Origin of the sequence: Halomonas sp. OfavH-34-E (genome assembly GCF_024124525.1) — a bacterium.
GTDB classification, from domain to species: domain Bacteria; phylum Pseudomonadota; class Gammaproteobacteria; order Pseudomonadales; family Halomonadaceae; genus Halomonas; species Halomonas litopenaei.
Map to the genome: position 1 here is coordinate 117846 of NZ_JAMXRY010000002.1, position 26638 is coordinate 144483.

At 60.4% G+C, this 26638-nt stretch carries 30 protein-coding genes and 1 pseudogene; 8 read left to right on the forward strand and 23 right to left on the reverse strand.

Going from position 1 to position 26638, the window contains the following annotated elements; translation table 11 throughout:
• Positions 1-90: 90 nt before the first annotated feature.
• Positions 91-948: a DUF3800 domain-containing protein gene (locus tag NH448_RS01485; protein WP_239452507.1), complete on the forward strand. Its 858-nt coding sequence runs from the start codon at positions 91-93 to the stop codon at positions 946-948.
• Between the two features lie 721 nt (positions 949-1669).
• Here the strand turns inward: NH448_RS01485 and NH448_RS01490 are convergent.
• The 8 genes from NH448_RS01490 to NH448_RS01525 form a co-directional block, all read right to left on the reverse strand.
• On the reverse strand, positions 1670-2089 hold the full coding sequence (locus tag NH448_RS01490) for a cytochrome c (protein WP_157032999.1): 420 nt from the start codon (positions 2087-2089) through the stop codon (positions 1670-1672).
• Between the two features lie 31 nt (positions 2090-2120).
• Positions 2121-2981, reverse strand: coding sequence for a YCF48-related protein (locus tag NH448_RS01495; RefSeq protein WP_045991675.1), 861 nt, complete (start codon positions 2979-2981; stop codon positions 2121-2123).
• Positions 2982-3004: 23 nt separating this feature from the next.
• Complete coding sequence (locus NH448_RS01500; protein WP_045991676.1) at positions 3005-3748, reverse strand: cytochrome c biogenesis protein CcdA; 744 nt, start codon at positions 3746-3748, stop codon at positions 3005-3007.
• 18 nt (positions 3749-3766) lie between these two features.
• Positions 3767-4147, reverse strand: coding sequence for a hypothetical protein (locus NH448_RS01505; RefSeq protein ID WP_071211087.1), 381 nt, complete (start codon positions 4145-4147; stop codon positions 3767-3769).
• Positions 4144-4707 carry a TlpA disulfide reductase family protein gene (locus NH448_RS01510; protein ID WP_071211088.1) on the reverse strand — a complete coding sequence of 188 codons (564 nt, stop codon included), beginning with the start codon at positions 4705-4707 and terminating at the stop codon, positions 4144-4146. The genes NH448_RS01505 and NH448_RS01510 overlap by 4 nt, the downstream gene beginning before the upstream one ends.
• A gap of 15 nt (positions 4708-4722) precedes the next feature.
• On the reverse strand, positions 4723-5163 hold the full coding sequence (locus NH448_RS01515) for a DUF411 domain-containing protein (protein WP_035414165.1): 441 nt from the start codon (positions 5161-5163) through the stop codon (positions 4723-4725).
• 64 nt (positions 5164-5227) lie between these two features.
• Entirely contained in the window at positions 5228-5881 is a 654-nt protein-coding gene (locus NH448_RS01520; RefSeq protein WP_045991678.1) for a redoxin domain-containing protein, read from the reverse strand.
• Positions 5882-5997: 116 nt separating this feature from the next.
• Complete coding sequence (locus NH448_RS01525; protein ID WP_045991679.1) at positions 5998-6237, reverse strand: hypothetical protein; 240 nt, start codon at positions 6235-6237, stop codon at positions 5998-6000.
• A 256-nt stretch (positions 6238-6493) separates the two neighbouring features.
• On the opposite strand from NH448_RS01525, the gene NH448_RS01530 reads away from it, so the two are divergent.
• Positions 6494-6922, forward strand: coding sequence for a MerR family transcriptional regulator (locus NH448_RS01530; RefSeq protein ID WP_083970235.1), 429 nt, complete (start codon positions 6494-6496; stop codon positions 6920-6922).
• On the opposite strand, the gene NH448_RS01535 is transcribed toward NH448_RS01530, so the two are convergent.
• The 13 genes from NH448_RS01535 to NH448_RS01590 form a co-directional block, all read right to left on the reverse strand.
• Positions 6919-7650 carry a sulfite exporter TauE/SafE family protein gene (locus NH448_RS01535; RefSeq protein WP_045991681.1) on the reverse strand — a complete coding sequence of 244 codons (732 nt, stop codon included), beginning with the start codon at positions 7648-7650 and terminating at the stop codon, positions 6919-6921. The genes NH448_RS01530 and NH448_RS01535 overlap by 4 nt on opposite strands.
• A gap of 31 nt (positions 7651-7681) precedes the next feature.
• Complete coding sequence (locus tag NH448_RS01540) at positions 7682-8191, reverse strand: protein-disulfide reductase DsbD N-terminal domain-containing protein (protein WP_239452508.1); 510 nt, start codon at positions 8189-8191, stop codon at positions 7682-7684.
• Positions 8188-9000, reverse strand: coding sequence for a prolipoprotein diacylglyceryl transferase (gene lgt, locus NH448_RS01545; protein WP_045991682.1), 813 nt, complete (start codon positions 8998-9000; stop codon positions 8188-8190). The genes NH448_RS01540 and lgt overlap by 4 nt, the downstream gene beginning before the upstream one ends.
• Positions 9001-9064: 64 nt before the next feature.
• On the reverse strand, positions 9065-10312 hold the full coding sequence (gene ccmI / locus NH448_RS01550; RefSeq protein ID WP_045991683.1) for a c-type cytochrome biogenesis protein CcmI: 1248 nt from the start codon (positions 10310-10312) through the stop codon (positions 9065-9067).
• Positions 10309-10785 carry a cytochrome c-type biogenesis protein gene (locus NH448_RS01555; RefSeq protein ID WP_045991684.1) on the reverse strand — a complete coding sequence of 159 codons (477 nt, stop codon included), beginning with the start codon at positions 10783-10785 and terminating at the stop codon, positions 10309-10311. Before NH448_RS01555 ends, ccmI begins: the two co-directional genes overlap by 4 nt.
• A complete protein-coding gene (locus NH448_RS01560; RefSeq protein ID WP_045991685.1) occupies positions 10776-11300 on the reverse strand; it encodes a DsbE family thiol:disulfide interchange protein in 525 nt (174 codons plus the stop codon). The genes NH448_RS01555 and NH448_RS01560 overlap by 10 nt, the downstream gene beginning before the upstream one ends.
• The gene (locus tag NH448_RS01565) at positions 11297-13285 is read right to left on the reverse strand and encodes a heme lyase CcmF/NrfE family subunit (protein ID WP_045991686.1); all 1989 of its coding nucleotides are present in this window, start codon (positions 13283-13285) and stop codon (positions 11297-11299) included. The genes NH448_RS01560 and NH448_RS01565 overlap by 4 nt, the downstream gene beginning before the upstream one ends.
• Positions 13286-13345: 60 nt before the next feature.
• Positions 13346-14044, reverse strand: coding sequence for a TVP38/TMEM64 family protein (locus NH448_RS01570; protein ID WP_045991687.1), 699 nt, complete (start codon positions 14042-14044; stop codon positions 13346-13348).
• 57 nt (positions 14045-14101) lie between these two features.
• A complete protein-coding gene (gene dsbG / locus NH448_RS01575; protein WP_052704265.1) occupies positions 14102-14932 on the reverse strand; it encodes a thiol:disulfide interchange protein DsbG in 831 nt (276 codons plus the stop codon).
• Positions 14933-14995: 63 nt separating this feature from the next.
• The gene (locus NH448_RS23495; protein ID WP_023005305.1) at positions 14996-15130 is read right to left on the reverse strand and encodes a hypothetical protein; all 135 of its coding nucleotides are present in this window, start codon (positions 15128-15130) and stop codon (positions 14996-14998) included.
• Between the two features lie 26 nt (positions 15131-15156).
• A complete protein-coding gene (locus NH448_RS01580) occupies positions 15157-17646 on the reverse strand; it encodes a heavy metal translocating P-type ATPase (protein ID WP_213229526.1) in 2490 nt (829 codons plus the stop codon).
• 87 nt (positions 17647-17733) lie between these two features.
• On the reverse strand, positions 17734-18141 hold the full coding sequence (locus NH448_RS01585; protein WP_045991689.1) for a heavy metal-responsive transcriptional regulator: 408 nt from the start codon (positions 18139-18141) through the stop codon (positions 17734-17736).
• Between the two features lie 82 nt (positions 18142-18223).
• Positions 18224-18856, reverse strand: coding sequence for a peroxiredoxin (locus tag NH448_RS01590; protein ID WP_045991690.1), 633 nt, complete (start codon positions 18854-18856; stop codon positions 18224-18226).
• 251 nt (positions 18857-19107) lie between these two features.
• Here NH448_RS01590 and NH448_RS01595 point away from each other — a divergent pair, with 251 nt between their 5' ends.
• The 5 genes and pseudogenes from NH448_RS01595 (at position 19108) to NH448_RS01615 (ending at position 24649) form a co-directional block, all read left to right on the forward strand.
• Positions 19108-19830, forward strand: a complete 723-nt coding sequence (locus tag NH448_RS01595) for a cytochrome c biogenesis CcdA family protein (RefSeq protein WP_045991691.1) — start codon at positions 19108-19110, stop codon at positions 19828-19830.
• Positions 19831-19930: 100 nt separating this feature from the next.
• Positions 19931-21904: pseudogene (locus NH448_RS01600) on the forward strand (heavy metal translocating P-type ATPase).
• A 39-nt stretch (positions 21905-21943) separates the two neighbouring features.
• Positions 21944-22270 carry a hypothetical protein gene (locus NH448_RS01605; RefSeq protein WP_239452509.1) on the forward strand — a complete coding sequence of 109 codons (327 nt, stop codon included), beginning with the start codon at positions 21944-21946 and terminating at the stop codon, positions 22268-22270.
• A gap of 38 nt (positions 22271-22308) precedes the next feature.
• Positions 22309-23961 (forward strand): multicopper oxidase domain-containing protein, encoded by a 1653-nt coding sequence (locus NH448_RS01610; protein WP_035470148.1) that lies wholly within the window; start codon positions 22309-22311, stop codon positions 23959-23961.
• Positions 23962-24028: 67 nt separating this feature from the next.
• Positions 24029-24649 (forward strand): class I SAM-dependent methyltransferase, encoded by a 621-nt coding sequence (locus NH448_RS01615; RefSeq protein ID WP_035470151.1) that lies wholly within the window; start codon positions 24029-24031, stop codon positions 24647-24649.
• On the opposite strand, the gene NH448_RS01620 is transcribed toward NH448_RS01615, so the two are convergent.
• Together NH448_RS01620 and NH448_RS01625 are read right to left on the reverse strand one after the other, a co-directional pair.
• Positions 24650-24832, reverse strand: coding sequence for a hypothetical protein (locus NH448_RS01620; protein ID WP_035470154.1), 183 nt, complete (start codon positions 24830-24832; stop codon positions 24650-24652). It abuts the gene before it with no gap.
• 232 nt (positions 24833-25064) lie between these two features.
• Positions 25065-25961 carry a cation transporter gene (locus NH448_RS01625; RefSeq protein WP_045991694.1) on the reverse strand — a complete coding sequence of 299 codons (897 nt, stop codon included), beginning with the start codon at positions 25959-25961 and terminating at the stop codon, positions 25065-25067.
• Between the two features lie 97 nt (positions 25962-26058).
• On the opposite strand from NH448_RS01625, the gene cadR reads away from it, so the two are divergent.
• A complete protein-coding gene (gene cadR / locus NH448_RS01630; protein WP_045991695.1) occupies positions 26059-26466 on the forward strand; it encodes a Cd(II)/Pb(II)-responsive transcriptional regulator in 408 nt (135 codons plus the stop codon).
• The last annotated feature ends 172 nt before the right edge of the window (positions 26467-26638 follow it).

Here is a 26638-nt window from a genome sequence, read left to right on the forward strand (position 1 = left end):
AAGCCGAAGCGGATGGCGTTTGATAGTAGTATTTTGGATTAGAGAGATGGAAGTTCCTTTAGAGCTTGGTGCGGAAGAGAGGTGGTAGAGATGAAGGATGGTGAGGCGGGTCAACTTCCCCTTTTCGAGTTCAGTGAGGAAAATGTTAATGTTTCGAGATCTAGTACAGAGTCATCTGATGAAATGCATGATGAATTCGGGAAATATATCGTATATGTAGACGAAAGTGGCGATCATGGTCTTTCAAGTATTGATCCAAACTATCCAGTCTTTGTTCTAGCCTTTTGTGTTTTTCATAAGCGTCATTATAGTGAAGCAATTGTTCCTTCTTTGGAAAAGTTCAAGTTCAACTATTTTGGGCATGATCAAGTGGTTTTGCATGAGCATGAGATTCGAAAGGAAAAAGGAGTATTTAGTTTTTTCAAAAATCGAGATCATAAGAACCAGTTCATGACGGGGCTGTCTGGCATCGTAGAAAAAAGCAATTTCATCCTTATTAGTTGTACTATAGATAAGCGGGAGCTGAAGAAGCAGAATGGTAATAAATCAAACCCATATCATCTTTCTTTACGTTTCTGTATGGAAACTTTGTACGAATTTCTTCAGGAAAAAGGTGAGGAAAATAAAAAGACTCACGTAGTGGTTGAGTGTCGAGGGAAAAAAGAAGATAGAGAACTGGAGTTGGAATTTCGTCGGATCTGTGATGGAAGCAATCAGGCAGGGATTCAACTGCCATTTGACGTGGTGTTTTCCGACAAAAAGACCATGTCTTCAGGACTTCAGCTTGCGGACCTCGTCGCCCGTCCTATCGGTCTAAAAGTTATTAGAAAAGAACAGAGAAACAAAGCGTTTGATATACTGAAAAAGAAGTTCTATTGCGATGGTGGCCGGGAAGATGCGGGAGATGGATACGAGGGAAGGGGTATGAAGGTCTATCCGGAAACCTGAGTTCGTATCGCTAAGGCTTGTCTGAAAAGTGTTTGCGCTTGCCGGCTTTTTTGATAAGCCTAAGCATGTACACAAAAAAGCGAAAAGCCCCGATGAAACCACCGAGGCTGTAGCGCCGACCGGGAACTCCCAATCCACTTGACTATCATGCTAGTAGATTCGCTAGCCAGGGTCAAGACGTCTTCTGTGCTGAGCGCTCGGCTGGCCTTGGCGGATACAGCGGCCCTCACTCAATATTCTGAATATGAAGATGTAATTTGATGTTTTTTATTTATAAAACAGTTGGTTGGTTTTATTTTGTGCATAGTTTTTTGTTTGTTCCTACCCATCTTACTCCCCATCTGGTAGGAGAGAGACAGTCCTAGCTGAGAGCAAATGCAAACCTACCACAATCAGCTCAAGGTGACGCTCTCGCAGTGGGCTTCGTGCGTGCGATGAAATGTCCACCATCTCTGGGCTGGTATTGAGAGTAATGTCAGCAGCGTAGTGGTGAAAATGCCGCTACTGACCTTGGGGGCGTGCATGATGTCCTGTTCAAGGCTTCCCAGACACCGTTCGCTGCGGGGAACCTTCTTCTTGTTCTGTTGCTGAGCCTGAGCGGCAGAAATCTGCTTCATCGGTTGGCTTTGGTCAGACAGTGGCAAGAAAGCCAGGTTTTACCCTGCGGTTGACTCTCCGTCAGCTGCGGAGGTGTTTACGCAGCGCTTCCCTAGCCCCACAGCTAATCACTCTGCGACGGAAATGGGGCTCCCTCGCTTTCTTCCGCCTGATGACGTCGTTGCTCCGGCGTCCATAGCGTCTTGAGATAGTTCACCACGGAGCGGATCTCGGCGGGGGTCAGGACATTCTCGAAGGCCGGCATGGTGAGTCTCTCGGTCTTGTTCCAGGGATCGCGCCATCCCTCGGCGACGATTCGGTAGAGCATCGCATCGGAGTGTTTCCAGGTATGCCCCTCCGGCCCGTGAGGGGGAGCGGGCAATTCGCCCTGGGCATTCTGGCGCTCCCAGTTCGGCTGGCCCTCGCCCTCGCTGCCGTGGCAGCTGGCACAGTACTGCTGGTAGATCCTTTCTCCCTCTTCCAGCCGAGAGGTATCGCGCGAAGAGGCGCCACCCCCCGCCATGGCCTGCCAGGCGGCACTCATCAGCAGCCACGTTGTGACAAGGATCAAGCGCTTACGCATCGAGGGGTGTCCAGGTTTGGCCCTGATCTTCGCTGCGCATGAGCTCCCCCTCGCGATCCAGGGCGTAGAGCGTTCCTTTCGGCGCAAGCGCAAGCGCGACGAGCGTCGGGCCATCACCCTTTACTTGCTGCCACTCCTGGCCGCCATTGACGCTGCGCCACAGTCCTTGCTCCGTGGCCACATAGACGTGCTCGGGATCGTCGAGCTTGTAGGCCAGATCATAGACCCTGCCTGCATCGAGCTCTCCGGTCGGTCGCCAACCGCAGAAGCAGTCCATCGACAGGCGAACCGCATCGTCGGACACCGCATAGATCCAGCCGGTCTGCATGCTACCCTCCATATCGGAGTGGACGAGCCGACGAACGGCCTGGGCAGGACCGCTATCCATCTTCTTCCAGGTCGTGCCGGCATCTTCGCTCTGGTAGAGGCCGTCATCGACGACAACAGCATAAAGCGTTTCTGGCTGGTTACGATGCACGGTGAATGCGATAACGTTTTGGCTAGGCAGACCCTCATCGATCTCGTGCCAGCTTTCTCCCTGATTGATGCTGCGCTGCACTCCGATCGAGGGGCCCGCGATATAGAGAGCCTGTTCGGCGGTTGCCGATACCGTCACCAACCGTCCCTCCGCTACTTCGTCGGGCAAGGGAATCATCGTCCAGGCCGCTCGGCCATCCGTGCGTTCGAAAAGCTGGTTGGCCTGGACCTTGAGCAGCCGTTCGCCTGTTTGGTCATAACTCAGCGACGGCAATGCCTCCTCGGCGGCCCCGGCCATACTGACGAAGCTCAGACTGGCCATGACCCAGCTCGTCAGTGACAGGGCACGCCAGAAGCGACTCGTGATCTTGTTCATTGCAATATTTCCTCGAATAATGGCTAGCCGATGCTGCCTAGCGCCGGGAAGGTGCGCAATAACCAATAGGACAGCTCGGTCAGTTTGCCGGTGATCATCAAGATGCCCATCAGGATCATGATCAGCCCGGCCGCCAGATGCGTGACCCGGCCCCAGCGGCGCAGAAATTTCTGGTGTTGCAGGAAGCGATCGAGTGACACCGCCGTCAACAGAAAGGGCACCCCCAGGCCCAGCGAATAGATGCCGAGCAACGCCATTCCGCTCGGGGCATTGGCCGTCGAGGCGCTGACGGTCAGAATGGCGCCCAGGATCGGGCCGATACAGGGGGTCCAGCCGAACGCGAACGCCACACCCAGCAGATAAGCCGCACTGGGCCCCCCGCCCGCTTCCTTAAGCCTGCCGATAAATCGCCATTCTCGCTGTAACCAATGCAGCGGAATGAGCCCGGTCATGAAGGCACCGAACAGGATGACGATGATACCGCCGACCAGGTTGGCTTCCTGGCGGTAGACCAGCAGCAGGCGACCGATGGCCGTGGCACTGGCACCCAGCATCAGGAATACCGTGGAGAACCCGAGCACGAACCATATTGACTGGGTCAATACCCGGAGCCGCTCCCGCCGGTCCGCTTCCCGTATCTGCCCCAGCGAGCGCCCGGCCACGAAGGAGAGATAGCTAGGCACGAGCGGCAAGACACAGGGCGAAGCGAACGAGGTCAGGCCCGCCAGAAAGGCCGTGGCCAGGCCGATATTGGCAACTTCCCACATCCCCCCTTAATCCCGTGGCTAGGCTTGGAGCTTGGAGTCGGGGCGCTCGGATGGCACCTGGTGATCCGCTGCTTGGCGATTGGCAGATGCCGTCTCCGTGGTTACCGCGGTAGAGGCTTCCACGTTGGCTTGGACGTCAGGGGCTTCGCCCGGCTCGGTAGCCTTGCCTTTCTTGTCCTTGCATTTCAGCATACACATTGCTCCACACATGACGAGGCAAGGCAACAGGGTCACCAGGATAGGGGCGATGCCCAGCAGGACCAGTTGATCCCAGCCCATGGCAAGACCACCAGCCACCGCCACAGCGCCCAGCAGCATCCAGGGGCGTGGGCCTGTTACCAGGCCTTTCAGTCCGGCTTTCTCTTGGCCCTTTTGGGGCTTGTCGTCACAGCAACTCATGGCGCGTCCTCCTGGGTGGTTTCTATGGTTTCGGCAAGAAAGTCGATCATTTCAGGGGTATCCCACTCGGCCTCCCCGACCAGGCGTCCGATCTCCCTGCCCTGGCGGTCGAGCAGAAGCGTCGTGGGAATACCCACGGCACTGAGGTTCGCGCTGGCCATGCCGGTTGGATCGACGTAGGGAGCGAGATGCTCGATCCCCACCTCCTGATAGAATTCGTTGACGACCTCGATGCCTTTGCGATCGATCGAGAGTGCGACGACCTCGAAATCCGTACCACCCAATTCAGCCTGGAGGGCATCCAGGGTGGGCATTTCCTCGCGGCAAGGGCCACACCATGTCGCCCAGATGTTGAGCAGGATCAGCTTTCCTCCGAAAGTGGTCAGCGTCAGCGGGGTACCGTCGCCAGCCTCGAAGCTAATTTCCGACACCTCGCGTGGGCTTTCCCAGAGAAGAAACCCATTCGGCCCCACACGTTTGGGTGGTTCGGCGACGGCCAAAGAGGTGATCATTCCCCACAATGCCACCGCTACCCAACTGGTCCCGATCAGTTGTCTCATGACCAAGGCTCACCTTCAGTGGGTGGCGTAAACTTCAGGGGTATCGGTCGGCTGAAAGGCCAGGGTGTAAACCTCCAGTGGGCCCTGTTTCTCGCCCGACATCCCCGGTGAGCCAAGTGGCATTCCGGGTACGCTCAGGCCTTTGATGAAAGGTTTCTCTTCGAGTACCTGGGTCACGCTTTCCACGGGTACGTGGCCCTCGAAGACATAGTTGTCGATGAGCGTGGTATGGCAACCCTGCAGTTTCTCGGAAACATCGTGTTCGGCTTTCATCTTCGCGAGATCGTGAGTATCGATTGTCTCCACTTCGAACCCGTTTCGTTCGAGATACTTGGCATATTCGGCGCAACAGCCACAGTTGGGGTTCTTGTAGAGGGTTGCCGACGTCTCGGCTGCCAACCCTGTCAGGGGGAAGGTCAATAGAGAAGCGATGGTCAGCGCTTTCCAGTGTTTCATACGCTAAGGCTCCATAGAGTTCACGAGAACGTTCGGCAGCTAGGCCGGCTATACTCTCGCGGCATTAATCGAAGGTGTTGACGACAGTATGGCGAATGCGATCCCACACACCGGTGGATAATGTCTCTGGTCCTTCTGCCAACACCTTTACATAGTAAACTAGGTGCTCCGGATCGAATTTGAGCCCATGAAAGCGGGCCCGTATCCGTCCTGATTGGTCGATGACATGAGTCACAACGCCATGCGCCTGGACGCCCTCGGCCACATCGTCGAATTTCAGACCGTAGGCTTCCGCGACCTGGCGTGTGGTGTCGACAAACTCATTTTCGCTTCGATAAAGAAACCGCCAGTTGGCGGGGTCCAGATCGAAATTTTCACCGTAGGCCCGCATGTTGTTGTGCGTGCCGGCAAAGTCCTCGCTGTCGGTAGCGATGGTGATAAATTCAACATCATCTCGTAGGCCGGTATCGTTGACTCGCTCTTGCACCTCGGCAATCAGGTTCATATGCACCGGGCAGGCTTCTTGATAGCGCGAGTGGATGATATTGAGCACCACGACGCTTTGTTCCAAGTCGGAAGACGACACGCCATTGCTGTCTGTATTATTCAACGAAAATTCCGGCGATGGCTGGTCGATGAATTGGGCGTAACGTTCCCACTCTTGCAGCTCTTCCTCGGTATCTTCGAGGGAATGGGAAAAGGCAGGAGAACTGGGCATCAATGCCAAGACGAGTAGTGGTGTATACAGCTCTTTTTCACGTACCGTCCTCCCTTCGCGTTACCCAGTTCTAACGAAGGCTGCTCCTATGCGGAGCAGCCCCGGCCAGTGCCACTTCAGGTGTTGCTGTCGGTTTCATGGCCTTGTTGCATATTTTCCATCATGGCATTGCAGTTTTTCATCATGGTATTCATTTCACGCATCATTCCCATCATGTCGTGCATGCTGCCCTCCTGCATCATGTCGCCCTCCATTGGCGTCTGCTGATTCTCTTCCTGCGCAAGAAGCGAGCCGGCTCCGAAGCTGCTGGCGACGATGATGGCGGCAGTCAAGATTGCTGTGTGACGTTTCCGCATGACACTTCTCCTCAATCTTTCTGGGAATCACCTTTCCACCAGCAAGGCTGATAGAAGGCCTGGCTTGGATTTCTACCTGGCAGCAGCGCTGCTTGCTGGAAAGATATCCTTAAAGCCAACTTCAAGGTCAAGACTTTATTTTTTGCGTTCCCGCTTTATGCAGCAGGCCACCAGTTGAACGCTACAGCCATACCTTGACCTTTGGGCGGCCTCACGGTTGTAGGCTGTCTGAAAACGGGCAGGTGAGGAAAAGACAATGCGAGTCACTGAACTGGCTCGGGCTGGTGGGGTCACTGCGGAAACGGTACGCCACTACACCCGTGAGGGGTTGTTACGACCGCAACGGGACTCGCGCAACGGCTATCAACTCTATGACGAGAAGGCACTGGGTCGCCTGCGTCTCATTAATTGCCTTCGCTCTTTGGGAGTCGGTCTCCCAGACATCAAGCAGATATTGACCTGGGCGGAGCACGACATGCCTCCGGTTAGCGATACGTACGCTCCCCTGGCTGAACAAGGGCGCTACATTCGCTCGCGGATCCATGAACTCCAGGCGATAGCGCGATGGTTGGAAAGCATCGACCATGATGATGGTTCCGAGGCCCCTAGCCTGAAGCAACTGATCGAATCGCTGGGATCGGCACAACCGGCTATCGTGACGGATGGCCCGTGCGGTTGCCATTAGTGATGCGACGGCGCCATGCTGGCCATATCGTCCATGCCGGTCATGGAGTGCAGATGCCAGAGTTGCCTGACGGCAAACGCGATGATCAGCAACGCCGCCAGCGTGCGGGTCGCTGGATGGCGAATCCATAGCGAGATGCGCCGGGCAGCCATACCGGTCGCCAGGACGACGGGGAGGGTGCCAAGCCCGAAGGCCCCCATCATCGCCGCGGCGCGTAGCGGCTCGGCTACGGCCAGACTCCAGGCCAGCATTGAATAGATCAGCCCGCAGGGCATCCAGCCCCAGATCGAGCCCAGCGCGAAGGCCTGGGGTACCTTCACGACGGGCATCAAGCCTCGACCTAGCGGTTCGATACGCCACCACAGGGAGCGACCCAGGGCTTCGATACGTAGCAACCCCTTCCACCAGTTGGCGATATACAGCGCCATCAGAATCAGCATGACCGCCGCCAGGATACGCAGCACCAGGGCGATGCCGTCCAGGGCATGATTGAGCACGGAGCCGAGTAGCGCCACCAGAGCGCCGGCGATCATGTAACTGCTGATGCGGCCCAGGTTGTAGCCGAGCAGCAGGCCGGCCAGGCGTCCCGGCTGCCGCATGCTGGAGGGCACGGCAAAGGTCAGGGCACTCATGATCCCGCCACACATGCCGATGCAGTGCGCCCCTCCGAGCAGGCCGAAGACGAAGGCCGCCGCCAGCGGCGGCAGGCTGAGGTCGGTGGGATCCAATCAAGGCGCTCCTTCTTCGCTATTCCCAGTATCACGAGGAGGAGAATCGAAGGCTGCCGGAGGGGGAACCGTACAGCGCGTCGAGCTCGACCAGCTCGGGCGGATAGCAGAGTCCCAGGTCGGAACACCCCTGAAAGGTCACCGTGATGGCCAGCGGCTCGGCAGCGGTGTCGCTCGCCTCGATGGACGCACTGAATACCACCTGGTCATAGAACACCTCGATTTCCCCCAGAGACGCGTGCACCATGGGTTCGCCGGGGGGAATTGCCAGCTCACCGAAACTGACGCCCGGAGAGCGACTTTCCAGTGCAAACCGATGGCGGTGGAGGTAATAGTCCTCGGCAATGACGAAACCGACGTAGAGCCGCCTATCGTCTCGCCAGGCGCTGGCCCGGAAGGCTTCTTTAGTCGCCAGGAATTCCCGTTGAGCCGAGGTACCGAAGGGGGAGCTCTTGCCACTGCCCGCGGGAAACTCTCCACGGGCCGCTACCGGTGTGGCGACGAACAGCAGCACCAGCAGAAAGGTGAAGGCCGTGTTCATGAGGCCGCCGCCGTTTTCGCCCTATCCACTGGCTGACGCATTGACCAGACAACCAGAGCCAGCCCCGCGATGAGCATCGGCAGGGTCAACAGCTGCCCCATGGTCAGCCAGCCGAAGGCGATGAAACCCAACTGGGGGTCGGGCAGGCGCACGAACTCCACGGCGAAGCGGAAAGCGCCATACAGCACCAGGAACAGCCCCGAGATGAGGCCTCGCTGGCGAGGTCGACGCGACAACCACCACAGCATGACAAACAGCACCACGCCTTCCAGGGTGAACTCATAAAGCGCTGAAGGGTGCCGCGGCTCGGGCCCCAGCCCCATCATAGGGGGGAAGGCCATGGCCCAGGGAACGTCACTGATGCGCCCCGGCAACTCGTGATTGATGAAGTTGCCGAGGCGCCCGGCGCCCAGGCCAATCGGCACCAACGGGGCGATGAAATCGGTCAGCTGAAAGAAGGCCAGACGGTGCTTGCGGGCAAACAGCAGGGCGGCGATGAGCACACCGGCCAACCCGCCATGGAAGCTCATGCCCCCGTCCCAGACCCTGAAGAGCCACAAGGGGTTAGCCAGCAACTGGTCGAGCCCGTAGAACAGCGCATAGCCCAGGCGGCCACCCAAGATGACCCCCACGGCACCGTAAAAAATCAGATCGCCGATATCATCGTGGCTCAGGCCCAGGCGGTGGGCACGACGACGCCCCAGCCACCAGGCGGCGACCAGCCCGACCACGTACATCAGGCCATACCAGTGAATCTGCACGGGACCAAGGGAAATGGCCACGGGATCAATCTGAGGGTATTGCAGCATGGTTCTTCCTTAATGCTCTGACAGCCAAGTCGCGTTGCCGAGACTGCGTTTACGATCAGCCTGGCTACTCAACGATGCGATCGATGGAAATTTCGACCGGCGAGTCCGACTCGCCGAGTGTCACCGGTCCCGCCTCGCCGACAAGATCGCCTAGCTGCGGGGTAGCTTCGCCCGATGCGGAGACGCGCACCGTCAGGCGCACCTCATTGACTTGGGAGAGTCGCGCCCGGGGTGTCATGGCATCGTTGTCGCCCAAGGTCAGCTCGAGTGGCAGGTCGCTAACCGTGACCCGCTCCACCGCCAGTGGCGGCAATTCACCGGCCACGTCGCGGGCGATGACGAACACCGTGTCGCCCGGCGCGGCCCGCTCGCGGAGCGATTCGGCGAGGCCGACCCTGACCGCGAGCGACGCGCCATCCTGCGCGGCCTGATGAGCATCGACCTGGTCGGACGAGGCGTCCAGGCGCTGTTGTGCCACGGCAATGCCCTCCCGCAGCGCCTCCGCCGAGCCGGGGTCGTCGAAACCGGCGATCGCGCGCCGCCAGTAATCGATGGCCTCTTCATAGCGGGCGCGATCGAAGGCATGGATGCCCAGCATGCCGAGCACGGTGGGCTGGCGTGGATCCTGACCGAGGATCTCGTCGACCAGTGCCTGGACCTCGTCGGTCAGCGAGCGGTTGGCGACGAAGAATTGGATCTGTGCCAACTGCGCCAGCAGGGAAGGCTGTCGACCCTCCAGTTCGATCAGGCGCTCGATCGCGGCGATGGCATCACGTCCCCGATTGCCGTCCCGGTACAGCGGAAACAGCGACATCCACACCTTGGGATTGTCCGGCTGTCGCTTGGCCTGCTCCTCGAGCCGCTCGATCAGCATCGTCAGCGAGCCGTCAGGCGAGTTGCGCACCTCCTGATGCACGGCATACAGTGCCAGATCGCCCTCCGCGCCTTCCCGCTGATACCAGAGCAGACTGGCCACCACCAACGCCACCATCACCAGCGGTACCAATAGTCGGCCGGCCTGGGGCGACTCAAGCGGTGTGCGGCGGCGTACCTGGGTATCCTCGAGCAGGCTGCGTTCGAGCTCCAGCCGACCCTCCTCGACTCGCGCGGTGTCGAGCTCGCCGCGTGCATGGGCCGTTTCCAGCGAGGCCAGGCGCTGACGATAGACCGCCACGTTCTGTGCATCGGTGCGCTGCTTGGCTTCGAAGGCCTGCTGAGCATCGTGCAGCGGGCGGGTCCGTCTCAGCGGCAGGATCACGAGCCACAGGGCAGGCAACAGTACCAGGGCGATGCCCAACCAGAGCAGATTCATTTGCTCCCCTCGCGGTTAATCAGGGCGTTGAGGCGCTCGCGCTCCTCGGCGCTGAGCGCTCGAACCCGGACATGCTTTCGTTTGCGGACGAAGACCGCCACGATCAGCCCGCCGATTAATACCAGCGCGGCCGGCAGTCCCCACAGCAGCCAGGTACGCTCGTCGAGTCGCGGGTTATAGAGCACGAACTCACCGAAGCGCGCGACCATGTAATCGAGGATCTCTTTATCGGATCGCCCGTCGCGTAACAAATCTGCGACGCGTTCGCGCATGTCGGCAGCCACCGGAGAGTTGGAGCTGTCGATGGCCTGGGCATCGCATTTGGGACAGCGCAATGAGGCAGTAAGATCACGATAGCGTTCGGCCATTACTGGCCTCTCGAAGTCACGCACCTCGATAGCCGAATCCGCCAGCACAGGGACCGACGTTATCAACAAGAGCAACAGCAGGCCGGCCCGGGTCATCAACGCCATCTGCCCACCTCCTGCACGACACGTTCGACATCCTCGGGAGTGATATAGCCCGTGTGCTTATAGCGAATGATGCCCTCGGCATCGACGAGGAAGGTCTCCGGCACACCGTAGACGCCGAGCTCGAACCCCAGGTCGCCATCCGGATCGAAGATATTGACTTCGAAGGGGTCGCCGAACTCGTCGAGAAACTCCCGCCCCTTGACGCGGGTGTCCTTGTAGTTGATGCCGACCAAGCGCACGCCGCGCTCAGCGAGTGTCAGCAGCTGGGGCATTTCCTCCTTGCAGGTCGGGCACCACTCGGCCCAGACATTGACCAGCGTGACCTGCCCGTGCAACAGCGACTCATCGACCCGGGCACCGGGATCCTTCAGTGTCGAGAGGGAAAAGGCAGGAAACTGCTGGGCTAGCAGTGCCGAATTGCGGGTACTGGGATCCATGGCCAAGCCTCGGTAGAGAAAGAAACCCAGTCCCAGGAAAACCAGCAAGGGGAAAAGCAGTAACAGTCGCCGTTTCATGTATGGACCTCACGGAGGAGAGTGGAGTCAGCTGCCACTGAGCGCTGACGCCGATAGCGACGGTCCGCCACCGCCAGCAGACCGCCAGTGGCCATCAACAACGCCCCCAGCCAGAGCCAGCGTACGAACGGCTTGATCTGGATTCGCATGGCCCAGGCACCGTCACCCAAGTCTTCGCCCAGCGCCACGTAAATGTCCTGCAGCAGCCCAGGGCGCAGGGCGACGTCGGTCATGGGCTGACCGCGGGCAATATACAATCGCTTCTCGGGCCGTAGGGTGGTGACATGCTGGCCATCACGTGCCACCTCAAGGGCTGCCGTATCGGCCAGGAAATTGGGACCGCGGCGCTCGCTCAGGTCGGTCATGGTGAAGCTGTAGCCGCCTATCTCGACACGCTCCCCCACGGCAAGACGTACGTTACGCTCGATGGCATAGTTCGACACCATGGCCACGCCCACGATGGTGATGGCCATGCCCAGATGGCCGACTACCATGCCCCAATGCGCCAGCGACAGCTTGCGCAAGCCGGCCAGGGGTGAGGAGGCATGGCGGGTCTTGTCGAACAGGTCACGCATCAACGCCAGCACGACCCACAGGGCCATGACCAGCCCCAGCGCCACGGCGGCGTTCCATTCTCCGCCGTAGAGGAACGGAACCGCCGCCGCCATGATCAGCGCGGCGATGCCGGACCAAAGTAGTCGGCGCATCAACTCGCGCCCCGCCATCTGCTTCCAGCGCGCCACGGGGCCTAGCCCCATGAAGGCGCACAGCAGCACGGTCAGCGGCACGAATAGCGTATTGAAGTACGGTGGGCCGACGCTGATCTTGCCCAGCCCCAGGGCATCGAGAATCAGCGGATAGACCGTGCCCAGCAAAACGGTCACGGTCATGACGACCAAGAGGATATTATTGATCAGCAACAGCGCATCACGAGACAACCAGCCGAAGCCCACATTGCCGCTCATCCGCGGCGCACGCAGGGCAAAGATCAGCAAGGAAGCGCCCACCGTGAACCCCAGCAGTGCCAGAATGAAGATGCCCCGTGACGGGTCATTGGCGAAGGCATGCACCGACGTCAGCACCCCGGAGCGCACCAGGAAGGTGCCCAGCAGCGACAGCGAAAAGGTAAAGATCGCCAGCAGGGCGGTCCAGCTCTTGAAGGTGCCACGCTTTTCCGTGACCGCCAGCGAATGGATGAGCGCCGTCCCGGTCAGCCAGGGCAGGAACGAGGCGTTCTCCACCGGGTCCCAAAACCACCAGCCGCCCCACCCCAGCTCGTAGTAGGCCCACCAACTACCCAGCGCGATGCCCATGGTGAGGAAGGCCCAAGCAATATTGGTCCAGGGCCGCACCCAGCGTGTCCAGGCGGCATCGAGCCGCCCTCCCAGCAAGGCAGCGATGGCAAAGGCGAAAGCCACCGAGAAGCCCACATAGCCCATATAGAGCATGGGAGGATGGAGGATCAGCCCGACGTCCTGTAGCAGCGGGTTGAGATCGGCGCCGTCCTGAGGCACTCCCGGCAGCAGACGTTCGAAAGGGCTCGAGGTGATCAGGATGAACAGCAAGAATCCGGTGCTGACCATGCCCATGACCCCCAGGACACGGGCCAGCATGTCACGCGGCAGGTTGCGCGAGAACAGGCTGACGGCGAAGCCCCAGCCGCTGAGGATCAGGCTCCATAGCAGCACCGAGCCTTCGTGCCCCCCCCACACCGCCGTGAGCTTGTAATACCACGGCAGCATCGAGTTGGAGTTGTTGGCCACATAGGACACGCTGAAATCGTCGAGCAGGAAGCTCGCGGTCAGGCTGGCATAGGCCACCAGCAAGAAGGCGAACTGCCCCCATGCCATGGGCTCGGCGAAGGCCATCCAGAGTGGGCGGCGGAGCGTGACGCCCGCTAACGGAGTCAGCGCCTGTATAAACGCCAGGCCCAGCGCCATGATCAGCGCGAAGAGACCGAGTTCAGGAATGATTTTGACGAGCATAGGGATTCCATCTTGAGTCGCGTGATTTCTTGGGGCGAGGCGATCGGCCTCGGCAGCCCATCAATTCGAGCTAGTCCGTCGCTTTCGATGCCGAGTCCAAACGAGTTTCGCCAGGAGCGGCAGGAGCGTGACCCCACTGGCCAGGATCAGCGCGACCGTGAGGCCGCGGGAGTCGGCGGTAATCAGGACTTCGCCGAACATGACGATCAGGTACGCCGTCGGAAGTACGCCGGCCAGCGTGGCAATCAAGAAACGCCAGAAGGCCAGCGGTGTCAGGCCCGCCGCATAGCTGACGGCATCGAATGAAATAAATGGCACCAAACGCGAGGCGAAAACGAAAAGCATCAACCCTGTCTGAGAGCGCTCCTTTCCCAGCCAATCCAACATAGGACGTATGCGCGACCAGCGATGGATCACCTCGCAGCCAAGCAGGCGGGCAATGCCGAAGGCGAGCAACGCGCCGGCCTCGGCACCGATGACCACATACGCCGTCCCCCATAGAGGGCCGTAGATCGCACCGGCCACCATGGCGATCGGCCCACTGGGTATCGGGCTCATGACAATGGCCGCTATCATCATGGCGATAATGGTCAATGGCCCCCAGCCCCCCAACTGGCCAACCCACTCACGCAGAGCCTGCTTATTGGTGAGCGTCGATAAGGCACCGGTCTCCATCAGGATCCAATAGAGGGTCACCAAGCCAATCAGCACAGAAGCTCCCAATATGAGCCTGTGCTTTACACCGAGCGTGCTTGCCATACTCATCTCAGTTGTGTGAGATGACATCTCATGTCACCCCTGTGCCGTTATGGCGTGTCATTCGACACCCAATATGTCGCGAAGCCGGTCGGTCGACACCGCACCATTGATGCGCTGCACATTACCTTCTTCATCGCGGTAATAGCTGGTCGGCGTTCCCGTGGCGCCGGCCTCGCGCATGAGCTGGGCATGCCGCCTAAGAAGCGCTCGACTCTCCTCCGACGGCACCACCGGACTGATGCCGCCATTGCGGAAGTTCAATTCATGGGTTTCGAGGGCTTTGGTTGGGTCATTCGACTCAAGGATCGCGGCCGCCTTGCGGAGACTGTCCTCTGACAGAACGCCGACCAGCACATGACGAAGCTGAAGCTCACCTTGATCGATTAGAGACCGTGAGCTCTTCCACAGCGCATTGCAGTAGGGACAATTGGGGTCGGTCAGCGTATACACGATATGTGACGCACTATCAGGTCCTTCCGGAATAAAGCGAGTGTCCTCGAACGCGCTCCAGGTAGCTTCCAGCATCGGTTCCAGCACCAGAGCTTGAAGTTGGTTTTCCATTACAGCGTTGCCCTGAGGATCAATTAAGGTACCGATGATGGCGTGGTCGGAAGTGGAGGGAATATAAGCCGCCACGGGCTCATTATCATAGGACAAGGCATAACCTTGTATATCTCCCGGGGCATTAAAGGTTCCGTGGAATTTGAGTCCTTGATCCAATAATGCCGTAATCGATGCGGGTAGGGGGGCTCCCGTATCGGCTGTACTAATGGCCTGGTGGCCGTCAAGAGAATCGCCCCCCGTTTCCTCCGCCAGAGCGGGGAGCGTAATGAGACCGAACAGCCCTACAACAGCAAGGCAATAAGTGGAGTAGATGATTTTCTTCATGAACGGCCTCTTCATCGCTCTCTGATCAACCCGGGGAATCGAACCTGTCGTAGCGATTGGTTGTCAGCTATCACGCTTCTTTCCGAAGAACAGATACTTGGCGAGCGCGGCGACGCCAAGCACCAACGCAATAATCAGCAGGATGGAAATGAGCCCCATCCCCGCCATCCCCCACGTGCATGCTTCGCTTCCCATCATCTTGGTCTCCTATTAAATTTTGCTACTCAGACTTGGTGGGCCCGAACCGCCTGGGGTTCACCGCTCGTCACCGGCGAAGCGTCATCGATATCCGGCGTGAAGCGGCGTAGCCGCAACGAGTTGGTCAACACGAAGACGCTGGAGACGCTCATGGCGGCTGCCGCCAGCATGGGGCTGAGCAATACGCCGATGAACGGATAGAGCACGCCCGCCGCCACGGGGATCAGCGCCACGTTGTAGCCATAGGCCCAGACGAAATTCCCGATGATGGTCCGGTGGGTGCGCTTGGAGAGTGCCACGGCATTGACGATGCCCCGCAGGTCGCCACGCATCAGCACGATATCACCGGCCTCGATGGCGATATCCGTCCCGGTACCGATGGCGATGCCCACGTCTGCCTGCGCCAACGCCGGCGCATCGTTGATCCCGTCGCCCACGAAGGCGACCTTACCGCCCTCGGCCTGTAGTCGCTTGATCTCGTCTGCCTTCTGGTCAGGCAGCACCTCGGCGAGTACGCGCTGAATGCCGACCTGTCGGGCGATGGCGTCGGCGGTGGCGCGGTTGTCGCCGGTGAGCATCGCCACTTCCAGCCCCAGCGCCTTGAGTGCTGAAATGGCTTCGGCCGAGCCCTCCTTGAGCGGATCGGCCACCGCGATGACCGCGGCGAGTCGGCCGTCCACCGCGGCATAGAGGGGGCTCTTGGCATCCTCGGCAAGCGCCTTGGCGCGCTCTTCCGCCTTGCCGAGCCCAATCCCGAGCCGGTTCATGTAGCGATCGGCCCCTACGTAAAGCCGGTGACCGGCGACGTCGGCTTCGATGCCGTAGCCCGGCTCGGCGCTGAAATGGCTGACGGCCGGCAGCTCGAGTCCACGCGCCTGGGCGCCGCGCACGATGGCATCGGCGATGGGGTGCTCGCTCTGGGCTTCCACTGCCGCGACCAGTCGCAGCACCTCATTCTCGTGCCCCTCGATCACTTCGAAGTCGGTCAGCTCGGGGCGACCCTGAGTCAGGGTGCCGGTCTTGTCCAGCACGACGGTATCCATCTTGGCCAGCGTCTCGAGCGCCGCGCCCTTGCGAAACAGCACCCCCATCTCGGCCCCCTTGCCGCTACTGACCATGATCGCAGTCGGGGTGGCCAGGCCCATCGCGCAGGGGCAGGCGATCAGCAGCACACTCACCGTGGTGACGAAGGCGAAGGACAGCGCCGGGGCCGGCCCGACGGCGAACCACACCCCGAAGGTGATCAGGGCGATGGCGATGACCACGGGCACGAAGACACCGGCGATCTTGTCGGCCAACTGCTGGATCGGGGGTTTCTCGGCCTGTGCCGCTTCCACCATCTTGACGATCTGTGACAGCACGGTGTCGGCACCGACCCGAGTGGCGCGGAAGGTAAGCGCGCCGTTCTTGTTGATGGTGCCGCCGACGACTTCGGCATCCTGCTGCTTGGCAACCGGTACCGGTTCGCCACTGATCATCGACTCGTCGACGAAGGAATGGCCTTCTTCAACGATGCCATCCACCGGGATACGCTCGCCCGGGCGGGCCAGGATGCGATCGCCGGGCACGACGGCCTCGATCGGCACCTCGACCGCTTCGCCATCGCGGATGACGCGGGCGGTTTTCGCCTGCAACTGCAGGAGCTTCTTGATCGCCTCGGAGGTACGGCCTTTGGCGATGTGCTCGAAGTAGCGTCCCAACAGGATCAGCGTCACGATCACCGCCGCCGCCTCGAAGTAGCTCACGGCGGTATCAGCCGGGAAAAAGCCGGGTACCAGCAGAGCGGCGACCGAATAGAAGTAGGCGGCGCTCGAGCCGATCATGACCAGACTGTTCATGCCCGGGTTGAGATGTCGAAGTTCGGCATAACCACCGCGATAGAAGCGCGCCCCGGCATAGAACTGCACGGGCGTGGTCAGCAGCCACTCGACGCCCATCCAGCCGCGATGCGGCATCAGACTCGCCAAGAGCGCATCAAAGTCGGGAATCACTTTTCCCATGGCGATGATGACCACCGGGATGGTGAGCACTGCCGCGAGAATGACCCGGTGGAGAAGCTGTCGTCCCTCGCGATCCTCGTCGTCCGCCTGCTGCTGCGACTCGGTTTCCTGCGGTTCATAGCCCGCCTCGCGGATGGCATGCTGAATGCGTGCCAGCGATACGGTCCCCGGCAGGAAACGGACGAAGGCCTTCTGGGTGGCGAGATTGACACTCACCTCCACCATGCCGGGCAGCTTGCCGAGCGCTCGTTCTATCCGCGAGACGCAGGATCCGCAGCTCATGCCGGCGACGGGAATCTCGAGGCTCTCCACCACCGGCTGATAGCCCGCCGTTACGATAGCGTCGAGCAGGCTGGCCGTCGTGGAGCCTCCCTCTATCTGGATCGCCGCCTTCTGTGTGGCCAGGTTCACCTGAGCGTTAATCACGCCCGGCTGCTGGCCGAGGGCCCGCTCAACCCGTCCGACGCAGGACGCACAGGACATGCCCCGAATCTCGATATCGACGTTTTCCGCCATTGCGGTCTCCCCCAACTTGGTTCTTCATCAGCCCAGCGTGCGCGCTTCGGGACTCCTGCGTTACACTGCCAGAAGCGACGAGGCCGCTCATTCGTCCCTATCGGCGATGGCGTCGACGATGGGGCAGCCTTCCTGCATCGGTCCTTCGCCTGTACATTCTTCAAGCGTTTTGGACAGCACAGCCTCGATTTGCGAGAGATGCTTGATCTGCTCGCGAATCTTGTGCAGCTTCTCGCCGGCGATGCGCTTGGCCTGTGCCCGGTCGCCGTTGGCATCCTGGAGGATCAACAGCTCACGGATCTCGTCGAGCGTAAAGCCCCACTGCTTGGCATGGACGATGAATTGCAACCGGGCCACGGCATCCAGGGGATAACGCCGATAGTTGGCTTCCGTCCGTGGGGGGGCGGGCATGAGCTTCTCTTTCTCGTAATATCGGATCGCCTGACTGGCGATCCCACTACGTTCGGCAAGCTCACCGATACTGAGGGTTTGCATGGCTTCACCTCTCGTACTGTGAATCGGAGCTTCTAGCCGCCCGACTGGGCCGGGCAGCCTGAGTCACGAGTCGTGACTTCGACTAGTCCGGTTGGCGCACGACCCGCAGATAGGGTGTCTTGGCATCCCAGCCGTCGGGGAAGTGTTGTCTGGCGTCGTCATCCGTGAGCGATGGCAAGATGATGACATCGTCACCGGTTTGCCAGTCGACGGGCGTTGCAACCTTGTGCTTGTCGGTTAGCTGAAGCGAGTCGATGACCCGCAGGATTTCGTCGACGTTGCGCCCGGTGCTGGGCGGATAGGTCAAGGTCAGGCGAATTTTCTTGTCGGAATCGATAATGAAGACGGTACGCACCGTCACCTTGGGGTCGGCTTTCGGGTGGATCATTCCATACAGCGTCGCCACCACCTGGTCTTCGTCCGCCAGTAGGGGATAGTTCAGGGCCGCGCCCTGGGTCTGCTCGATATCCTTCGCCCAGTCGTGGTGAGAAGCGAGGGGGTCGACCGATACTCCCACCAGCTTGACGCCACGCGCGGCGAACTCGTCCTTTCGCCTGGCAAACGCGCCAAGTTCCGTGGTACAGACTGGCGTATAATCGGCGGGGTGCGAGAACAGTACGGCCCAGTCCTTGCCCAGCCACTGATGAAAGCCAAGCGTGCCTTCGGTGGATTCGATCGTGAAATCGGGAGCTATCTCCCCTAGCTGTAGGGTCATCTCACTATCCTTATCTATGGTAAGTGTCGGATGATGCACTACGCACGATAACCTTTAAGTCAACTTTAAGGTCAAGGGCTTTCGAGGAAAGGAGTCTATTCTTTTACGTTATATCAAAAGGCATTAACTCATGGATGACTTTGAGGTAGGCGCAACCCTTAGAATTCTCTGCCTAACCATGTCCGAAGTAGGCGGCCGGCCCCAGGCTGCTTCGCGCCCAGCACCTTGCCCCCCCCAGGAAGCGTAACGCCTTGGAATCTCTCTCTTCTATCGGTCTGATTGGCGCCTTCGCCGGCGGGTTGGTTTCCTTCTTCTCGCCCTGCACCTTGCCGCTGTTGCCGGCCTACCTGTCGGTGGTCACGGGCGGGAGTGCCGGCAAGGCCGATAGACGCCTGGAGGCATTGATCCTCAGTGCCTTCTTCGTCTTCGGCTTCAGCGTCGTGTTCATCCTGTTGGGACTCGGCGCCAGTGGTATCGGCCAGCTGATGCGGGGGTATCGCCAGGAATTCAACTGGGTCGCCGGCTCGGCGGTGATCGTGCTGGGCCTGTTCATGACCGGTGTGTTCCGGTTGCCGCTGTTCCAGCGCACCCTTCAGTTCACACCGAACGTCCAGGGTGGCTCCCCGCTGTCGGCGACGGTGTTCGGGATCTCCTTCGCCATCGGCTGGACGCCCTGTATCGGCCCCATCCTGGGCGCCATCCTGATGGCCACCTCCAGCGCCGCCAGTGCCCAGGCCGGCATGCTCTATCTCAGCGCCTACTCGGCGGGCCTGGCGCTGCCTTTTCTCGCCAGCACCCTGCTGATCAATCGATTCGCCCTGCATCGGCAAAGTCTGGGTAGGTGGAGCGCCTATGCTCGCCCAGTCGCCGGCACGATCGTTATCCTGATGGGCATCGCCATCGTCTCGGGCACCATGACGCGGCTTTCCAGCATCATGGTCGACTGGTTTCCCTCGCTGGCGACACTGGGATAGTCGGGTCGGCGGCGGTGGCAAGGTGTAACCTGTTCATATCAGCGAGGAGAAACGCCACCGACCACGCAACAGAAACCTTTTGTACAATGGAGGGTTCTTCATGGAAAAAGACCCCGTTTGTGGCATGAGCGTCGATCCCGCCTCGACGGAGAGCGTCGAGCATCGCGGTGAGCGTTACTATTTCTGTAGCAAGCAGTGCGCCGAGCACTTTCGCGAGGATCCAGGCGCCGTGCTTGCCGCCACCTCGGCGGCTGCGTCGAAGCCCAGTGGCAAGGCCAATTATTTCTGCCCCATGTGTTCTGGCGTAGAGAGCGAGGAGCCGGGGGAGTGTCCCAAGTGCGGCATGGCGCTGGAACCCGTCAAGCCGCAACCGTCGTCGAGGGTCCAGTATACCTGCCCCATGCATCCGGAGGTGCGGCAGGATGAGCCCGGCGACTGCCCCAAGTGTGGCATGGCACTCGAGCTCACCCGCGTTTCCGGAGAGGAACGCAGCTTCGAGTTTCTCGAGATGTTCCGACGCTTCTGGGTGGGCGGCCTGCTGACGCTGCCGGTGTTGTTCGTCGCCATGGGCAGCGTGCTGCCCGGTATCGGCCCTTGGGTGGATGAGGTGCTGCCCGCCGGCAGTGGTCACTGGATCGAACTGATCTTTGCCACGCCCGTGGTGCTATGGGCCGGATGGCCATTCTTCCTGCGTGGTTGGAAGTCCCTCGTCACACGCAACCTCAGCATGTTCACGCTGATCGCCCTCGGTGTGGGGGCGGCCTATGGCTACAGTGTCGTCGCCACGCTCGCCCCTGGGATATTCCCGGCCACTTTCCGTGACGCCGATGGCTCGGTCGGCGTGTATTTCGAGGCGGCGGCGGTGATCGTCGTGCTGATCCTGCTCGGTCAAGTGATCGAGGCCCGCGCCCGCGAGAAGACCGGCAGTGCGCTGCGCGCGATCCTCGATCTCGCGCCGCCGACCGCACGACGCATCGATGCCGAGGGCAATGACGAGGAGGTCTCGCTCGACGAGCTGTGTACCGGTGACCGTCTACGGGTACGCCCCGGTGACAAGGTGCCGGTCGATGGCGAGGTGCTCGAAGGCCACAGCACGCTGGACGAGTCGATGGTGACCGGGGAGTCCCTTCCCGTCGAGAAGCGCGAGGGCGACACGGTCATCGGCGGCACCGTGAGTGGTCAGGGCAGCTTCGTCATGCGCGCCGACAAGGTCGGCGAGGACACGGTGCTTTCGCAGATCGCGGAAATGGTGGCCGAAGCGCAGCGTTCGCAGCCGCCCGTTCAGCGGCTTGCCGATGTGGTCGCCGGCTATTTCGTCCCCGCGGTGGTTATCGTGGCGATCCTGGCATTTATTGCCTGAGGGATCTGGGGGCCACCGCCGGCGATGGCCTACGCGGTGATCGCCGCGGTATCGGTGCTGATCATCGCGTGTCCCTGTGCGCTCGGCTTGGCGACGCCGATGTCGATCCAGGTTGGGGTCGGTCGCGGGGCCCGGGCGGGCGTGTTGATCAAGAATGCCGAGGCACTGGAACGTTTCGAGAAAGTCGACACCCTGGTCGTCGACAAGACCGGCACCCTCACAGAGGGTAAACCCCGGGTCGTATCCCTCAAGCCCGTTTCCGGCAGTGATGAAGCGCAGTTGCTGCAACTTGCCGGCAGCCTCGAGCGAGGCAGCGAACATCCGTTGGCCGAGGCCATTGTCAGTGCTGCGCAAGAGCATCATGTCGAGCTGAGCGATGCCAGCGATTTCGAGGCGGTGACCGGCATGGGGGTCACCGGTCGGGTCGAAGGACGCGAGCTTGCGCTTGGCAATGCCCGGCTGCTCGAAACACGTGGTGTGGAGGCGCGGGAATGGACGCAGCGTGCCGAGACGCTGCAAGCCGAAGGGCAAACCGTGATGTTCCTGGTGGCCGATGATCAGGTCATGGGACTCATCGGTGTCGCGGACCCGATCAAGGAAACCACCGCACAGGCGATCCGGACGCTCAAAGAGGATGGCCTGCGCCTGGTTATGCTCACCGGCGACAACCGTACCACCGCCGAAGCCGTGGCGCGCCAACTTGGTATCGACTAAATTGAAGCGGACGTACTGCCGGAAGATAAAGGGCGTATCGTGCGCGAGCATCGCGAGGCCGGGCGCGTGGTCGCCATGGGCACGGGGACCGATGTCGCCATCCAGAGCGCGGGGGTGACTCTGGTGAGAGGGGATCTCTCCGGCATTGTTCGCTCCCGCCATCTCAGTCGCTGGGTGATGCGCAATATCCGCCAGAACCTGTTTTTCGCCTTCGTCTACAACAGCCTGGGGGTGCCTCTGGCCGCCGGGGCGCTGTTTCCGTTCACCGGCTGGCTGCTCAGTCCCATCTACGCCGCCGCCGCGATGAGCCTGAGCTCGGTCTCGGTCATCGCCAACGCACTGCGGCTACGCGCCGCCAAGCTATGAGCCGGGGCCGCCGACAACCATAGAGGAGGGGGAGCATCATGGCTTATGTCGACCTGCAGCGACGTAGCGTATTGCGCCGCATCGGCGGTGTGGCGGCGTTGTCGACCCTGGTGGGGGCCGGGGTATGGACCGGGAGATATCGCCCCGCTCTGCGGGCGGCGTCCGCGTCAACGGCCATGGAGGGGCCCTTCGACGTCGACCTGCGTGTGCGAGCCCGTCCCGACAAGGTGGCTATCCTGCCCGGTGCGCCGAGCGACGTCTGGCGCTACACGGCCGAGCGAATCGTCGGGCCTGAAGATACCCTGACGCCCGTGGGTGAGAGTTATACGGGGCCATTGATTCGCCTGCGTCGTGGTCAGCGCTTGCGGGTACGCATCGACAACGATCTCCCCGAAGACACCACCGTGCATTGGCATGGTCTGCACGTACCACCGGACGTGGATGGTCAACCGCGCCTGCCGATCGCGCCAGCGACGAGCATGGCGGTCGCCTTCGATGTCGTGGATCGTGCCGGTCTGTACTGGTACCACCCCCATCCTCACGGCCCCGATGGTGGCCGGGTTGGCTTTCAGAGTTACGCCGGCCTTGCCGGTCCACTGATCATCAACGACGACGCCGAGCGTGCCTTGGAGCTCCCCGACGGAGAGCGGGAACTGGTCCTCATCCTGCAGGATCGCACCTTTAGCAATGGCAATGAGCTTCAGTACATCGACGATGGTGGCATGGGGGCGATGATGACCCGCATGCAGGGCTTTCGCGGGGAGCGGGTACTGGTGAACGGCCACCCGGACGCGCGACGCGAAGTGTCCACGCAGCCATATCGATTGCGCCTGCTCAACGGCTCCAACTCGCGCATCTACAAGCTGGCCTGGAGCGATGGCCGGGCGGTGACCGTCATCGGCACCGACGGTGGCCTGCTCGCCAAGCCCGAGCGGCGCCGCTCGGTCACACTGGCGCCGGCCCAACGGATCGATCTGTGGGTCGATTTTGGCGACACCGAGCCGGGAGAGTCCGTACAGCTGGTGAGCGAGGAGTACCAACTCGGCATGATGGGCGAGCGAATGGGCGACATGATGGACCGGGGCATGATGGGCGATCGAATGGGCGGCATGATGGATCGAGGGATGATGGGTGATCGAATGGGCGAGATGATGGATCGAGGCATGATGCGCGACATGATGGGAAGCGAGCGGCTCTCGCTAGTTACCTTCGCCGTCGTCGCACGGGCGAACGATGCGGAAACCCTGCCGGAACGCTTGGCCCAAGACCTGCCGGCCTCCCCGGTTCAGGCCGATACGCCAGTACGCCGCTTCGAGCTGGGCATGCGCATGATGCAGGGGTTCACGATCAACGGCCGGCAGATGGAGGGCGCGACGGTGGCAGATGACGAGATCGTCCGGCTGGCGCAGACGGAGATCTGGGAGTTCGTCAACAACACCATGATGCCGCACCCCATGCACGTTCATGGACTGCAATTCCTGGTTCAGGAGCGGATATCGGCGGGCGGCAAGACGGACCTGCACGATGGGATCATCGACGCGGGATTGCATGACACGGTGCTGGTGTTCCCGGAGGAACGGGTGCGCATCGCTCTGACCTTCAAGGACTTCGAGGGGTTCTACATGTACCACTGCCACACCATGGAGCATGAGGATGCCGGTATGATGCGCTACTTCAAGGTGGTGGCATAACGAACCGGTCTGGTTTCGATCACACCGTATTTCGATCACCTGGCAACCACACGGGATGACGATACAGATGTCCTTCTACGAGAATCGTGTTCTGCCGCATTTCCTCCACCTGGCGTGTGGCAACACGGTGGTCGATCGTCAGCGGGCGGCCGTGGTGCCGCAAGCCCGGGGCCGTGTTCTGGAGGTGGGTATGGGGTCCGGGCTCAATATTCCCCACTACGATCCGGACCGGGTCGAGCTGGTCTGGGGGCTCGAGCCTTCCGAAGGCATGCGACGCAAGGCCCGCCACAACGTCGCCAGCGCACAGTTCGAGGTGCGCTGGCTGGACCTGCCGGGCGAGGAGGTCCCTCTCGACGACAACAGTGTCGATACCGTGGTGCTCACCTACACCCTGTGCACGATTCCGGACTGGCACCGGGCGTTGGAGCAGATGCGTCGCGTGCTCAAGCCGGGTGGCCAACTGCTGTTCTGCGAACACGGCACGGCGCCCGACGAAGCCGTACGCCAGTGGCAGCGCCGTATCAATCCCCTGTGGCGCAGAGTGGCGGGGGGCTGCCATCTCAACCGCGACATACCCGAGCTTATCGGGCACGCAGGCTTCGGTATCCAGCGGATGGAGACGGGCTATCTTTCGAAGGTCCCGAGGTTCGCTGGCTTCAATTTCTGGGGGGGGGCTGTTCCCCGCTGATCAAGCTCGCGTGTAATGAGGCGATTCCCCGAACAACTGGCCATCCACTTCGATGGCGGTGCCATCCACGAACACTGGCACATAGCTCAGGGTCTTGACCTGATAGTCCAGGATCGGCGGCGCCAAGTGCCTTGCCCAGTAGCGAGCGATGCTCTGGAGCGCGTCGAGGTGGACCGTCCCCATGCGTACCAGGTATTTGCCGAGGCGGCCTCTCGCCGGCACGGTCTCGATGCCCAGCTGCTTCGCCGTGACCGGATCCTGACGAAAGGCGTCCAGATCGGACGCGCGCCATTGCCCGTGGCGAGGGAGGCCACCAGGCTCCAGAGTGTCTTCGCAACACTGGCGTCGTGCTTGAGGTGACTTTGCTAGGTGAACTGGCTCAGCAGGCCACTGAATAGCTATTAATAGACATTATTTAACCCTTGAGCGCCAGAATGCGCCTGGCACCGTTGAGCACAATGACCCCCGCGATGGTGCCGATAATCAGATCCGGATAATTGGTTCCGGTCCACGCGACCAAGGCGCCGGCGGTGATGACCCCCAGGTTGATCACCACGTCATTGGCCGAGAATATCCAGCTTGCCTTCATGTGCGCCCCGCCCTCTCGATGTTTGGATATCAGCAGCAGACAACTGGTATTGGCAATCAATGCGACGAATGCAATCGCCATCATCATCAGCGATTCAGGCTCGCTACCGAATACAAAGCGCCTGACCACCTCTGCGAGTACGCCAACCGCCAGAATCAGTTGGAGCACACCTGCAAGATGCGCGGCACGCACCTGCATTTTTACGCTATGCCCAACCGCATACAGGGCGAGCCCGTACACGGCCGCATCGGCAAAATTGTCCAGGGATTCTCCAATCAGGCCGGTGGAGTGCGCGATCAGGCCGGCCGTCATTTCCACCACGAACAGGACCGCATTGATACCGAGCAACCAACGCAGGGTGCCGGACTCCTGCGCGGCAGAGGCCGACGTGTCACCGACCGCCTTGATCGACTCAGGATCGGCAGCGGCCGTTTCCTGAAGCGAGGCTCCTAGCCCCAAGGTTGTCAGTTTTGCGGTGATGGGCTCGACCTCGCCGTCATGCACGACCTCTAATCGGCGGTTCGACAAGTCGAAGGACAGCACCCGAATCTCCTCAAAGCCGTTCAGGGCAAGGCGAATCATTCGCTCTTCCGATGGACAGTCCATCTTCGGCACGGCATAAACGCTGACCCATTTCCCCGATGCTTCGGAGGAGCGACGCATATCGGTATCCGCTATGGGCGTCGCATCGCCGTCACAGGGGGCTCCACAGGTTTTGCTCATGATACGACTCCACTTGAATATTATCGGGCTATCATTTAAAACCATATAGTCACTATAAGGTCAACAGAGCGGAGAGAATCCGTTGAGGAGGAGCTTGGTGCGTATTGGTCAGTTGGCAGAGTTGGTAGGGGTCGATACACAGACGATCCGCTTCTATGAACGACAGGGCCTGTTACCGTCGCCTGAACGGCAGGAGAACGGTTACCGTGTCTATACCGAGGAACATGGTGAGCGGCTGGCTTTCATTTGTCGCTGCAGAATCCTGGACCTGTCGCTAGCAGAGATTCACGAGCTACAGAGGTATCAGGACGACCCTCACCAACCTTGTGCCGCCGTGAACGCTTTGCTCGATGATCACATCTCTCACGTGCGCTCGCAGATAACCGCTCTACAGGCGCTTGAGAAACAACTCGTTTCACTGAGAGCGAGTTGCAACGATGGCCGGGAAGTTGAGGCGTGTGGGGTTCTTGCTGGAATTAGCGAGGGAAGCATGCACCAACAGTAGGTTGACGCATCAACCATTAAATCCGGATACCCTCCCCAGCCGTGCATTAGGGCTTGTCTGAAAAGTGCCTACGCTCGGTAATACGGCGTTAAAAATCGGATCAACATGCTCATTCACACCCCGTAAACTGCGCTGTCTCACTGATTTTTGCCTTGTCTAACCTTCGCTCGCC

Bases quoted from the DNA above. Each gene is read 5' to 3' on its own strand.
- NH448_RS01515 (WP_035414165.1), bottom strand. From the start codon at position 5,163: ATGAAACACTGGAAAGCGCTGACCATCGCTTCTCTATTGACCTTCCCC.
- NH448_RS01570 (WP_045991687.1), bottom strand. From the start codon at position 14,044: ATGGCAAGCACGCTCGGTGTAAAGCACAGGCTCATATTGGGAGCTTCT.
- NH448_RS01520 (WP_045991678.1), bottom strand. From the start codon at position 5,881: ATGCCCAGTTCTCCTGCCTTTTCCCATTCCCTCGAAGATACCGAGGAA.
- NH448_RS01525 (WP_045991679.1), bottom strand. From the start codon at position 6,237: ATGCGGAAACGTCACACAGCAATCTTGACTGCCGCCATCATCGTCGCC.
- NH448_RS01540 (WP_239452508.1), bottom strand. From the start codon at position 8,191: ATGAACACGGCCTTCACCTTTCTGCTGGTGCTGCTGTTCGTCGCCACA.
- NH448_RS01510 (WP_071211088.1), bottom strand. From the start codon at position 4,707: ATGAGACAACTGATCGGGACCAGTTGGGTAGCGGTGGCATTGTGGGGA.
- dsbG (WP_052704265.1), bottom strand. From the start codon at position 14,932: ATGAAGAAAATCATCTACTCCACTTATTGCCTTGCTGTTGTAGGGCTG.
- NH448_RS01580 (WP_213229526.1), bottom strand. From the start codon at position 17,646: ATGGCGGAAAACGTCGATATCGAGATTCGGGGCATGTCCTGTGCGTCC.
- NH448_RS01590 (WP_045991690.1), bottom strand. From the start codon at position 18,856: ATGACCCTACAGCTAGGGGAGATAGCTCCCGATTTCACGATCGAATCC.
- NH448_RS01620 (WP_035470154.1), bottom strand. From the start codon at position 24,832: ATGGGGACGGTCCACCTCGACGCGCTCCAGAGCATCGCTCGCTACTGG.
- NH448_RS01490 (WP_157032999.1), bottom strand. From the start codon at position 2,089: ATGAGTGCCGCCTGGCAGGCCATGGCGGGGGGTGGCGCCTCTTCGCGC.
- NH448_RS01505 (WP_071211087.1), bottom strand. From the start codon at position 4,147: ATGAGTTGCTGTGACGACAAGCCCCAAAAGGGCCAAGAGAAAGCCGGA.
- NH448_RS23495 (WP_023005305.1), bottom strand. From the start codon at position 15,130: ATGATGGGAAGCGAAGCATGCACGTGGGGGATGGCGGGGATGGGGCTC.
- lgt (WP_045991682.1), bottom strand. From the start codon at position 9,000: ATGCTGCAATACCCTCAGATTGATCCCGTGGCCATTTCCCTTGGTCCC.
- NH448_RS01495 (WP_045991675.1), bottom strand. From the start codon at position 2,981: ATGAACAAGATCACGAGTCGCTTCTGGCGTGCCCTGTCACTGACGAGC.
- NH448_RS01555 (WP_045991684.1), bottom strand. From the start codon at position 10,785: ATGGCGTTGATGACCCGGGCCGGCCTGCTGTTGCTCTTGTTGATAACG.
- NH448_RS01625 (WP_045991694.1), bottom strand. From the start codon at position 25,961: ATGAGCAAAACCTGTGGAGCCCCCTGTGACGGCGATGCGACGCCCATA.
- NH448_RS01610 (WP_035470148.1), top strand. From the start codon at position 22,309: ATGGCTTATGTCGACCTGCAGCGACGTAGCGTATTGCGCCGCATCGGC.
- NH448_RS01485 (WP_239452507.1), top strand. From the start codon at position 91: ATGAAGGATGGTGAGGCGGGTCAACTTCCCCTTTTCGAGTTCAGTGAG.
- NH448_RS01500 (WP_045991676.1), bottom strand. From the start codon at position 3,748: ATGTGGGAAGTTGCCAATATCGGCCTGGCCACGGCCTTTCTGGCGGGC.
- NH448_RS01565 (WP_045991686.1), bottom strand. From the start codon at position 13,285: ATGCTCGTCAAAATCATTCCTGAACTCGGTCTCTTCGCGCTGATCATG.
- NH448_RS01530 (WP_083970235.1), top strand. From the start codon at position 6,494: ATGCGAGTCACTGAACTGGCTCGGGCTGGTGGGGTCACTGCGGAAACG.
- NH448_RS01585 (WP_045991689.1), bottom strand. From the start codon at position 18,141: ATGCAAACCCTCAGTATCGGTGAGCTTGCCGAACGTAGTGGGATCGCC.
- NH448_RS01615 (WP_035470151.1), top strand. From the start codon at position 24,029: ATGTCCTTCTACGAGAATCGTGTTCTGCCGCATTTCCTCCACCTGGCG.
- NH448_RS01560 (WP_045991685.1), bottom strand. From the start codon at position 11,300: ATGAAACGGCGACTGTTACTGCTTTTCCCCTTGCTGGTTTTCCTGGGA.
- ccmI (WP_045991683.1), bottom strand. From the start codon at position 10,312: ATGAATCTGCTCTGGTTGGGCATCGCCCTGGTACTGTTGCCTGCCCTG.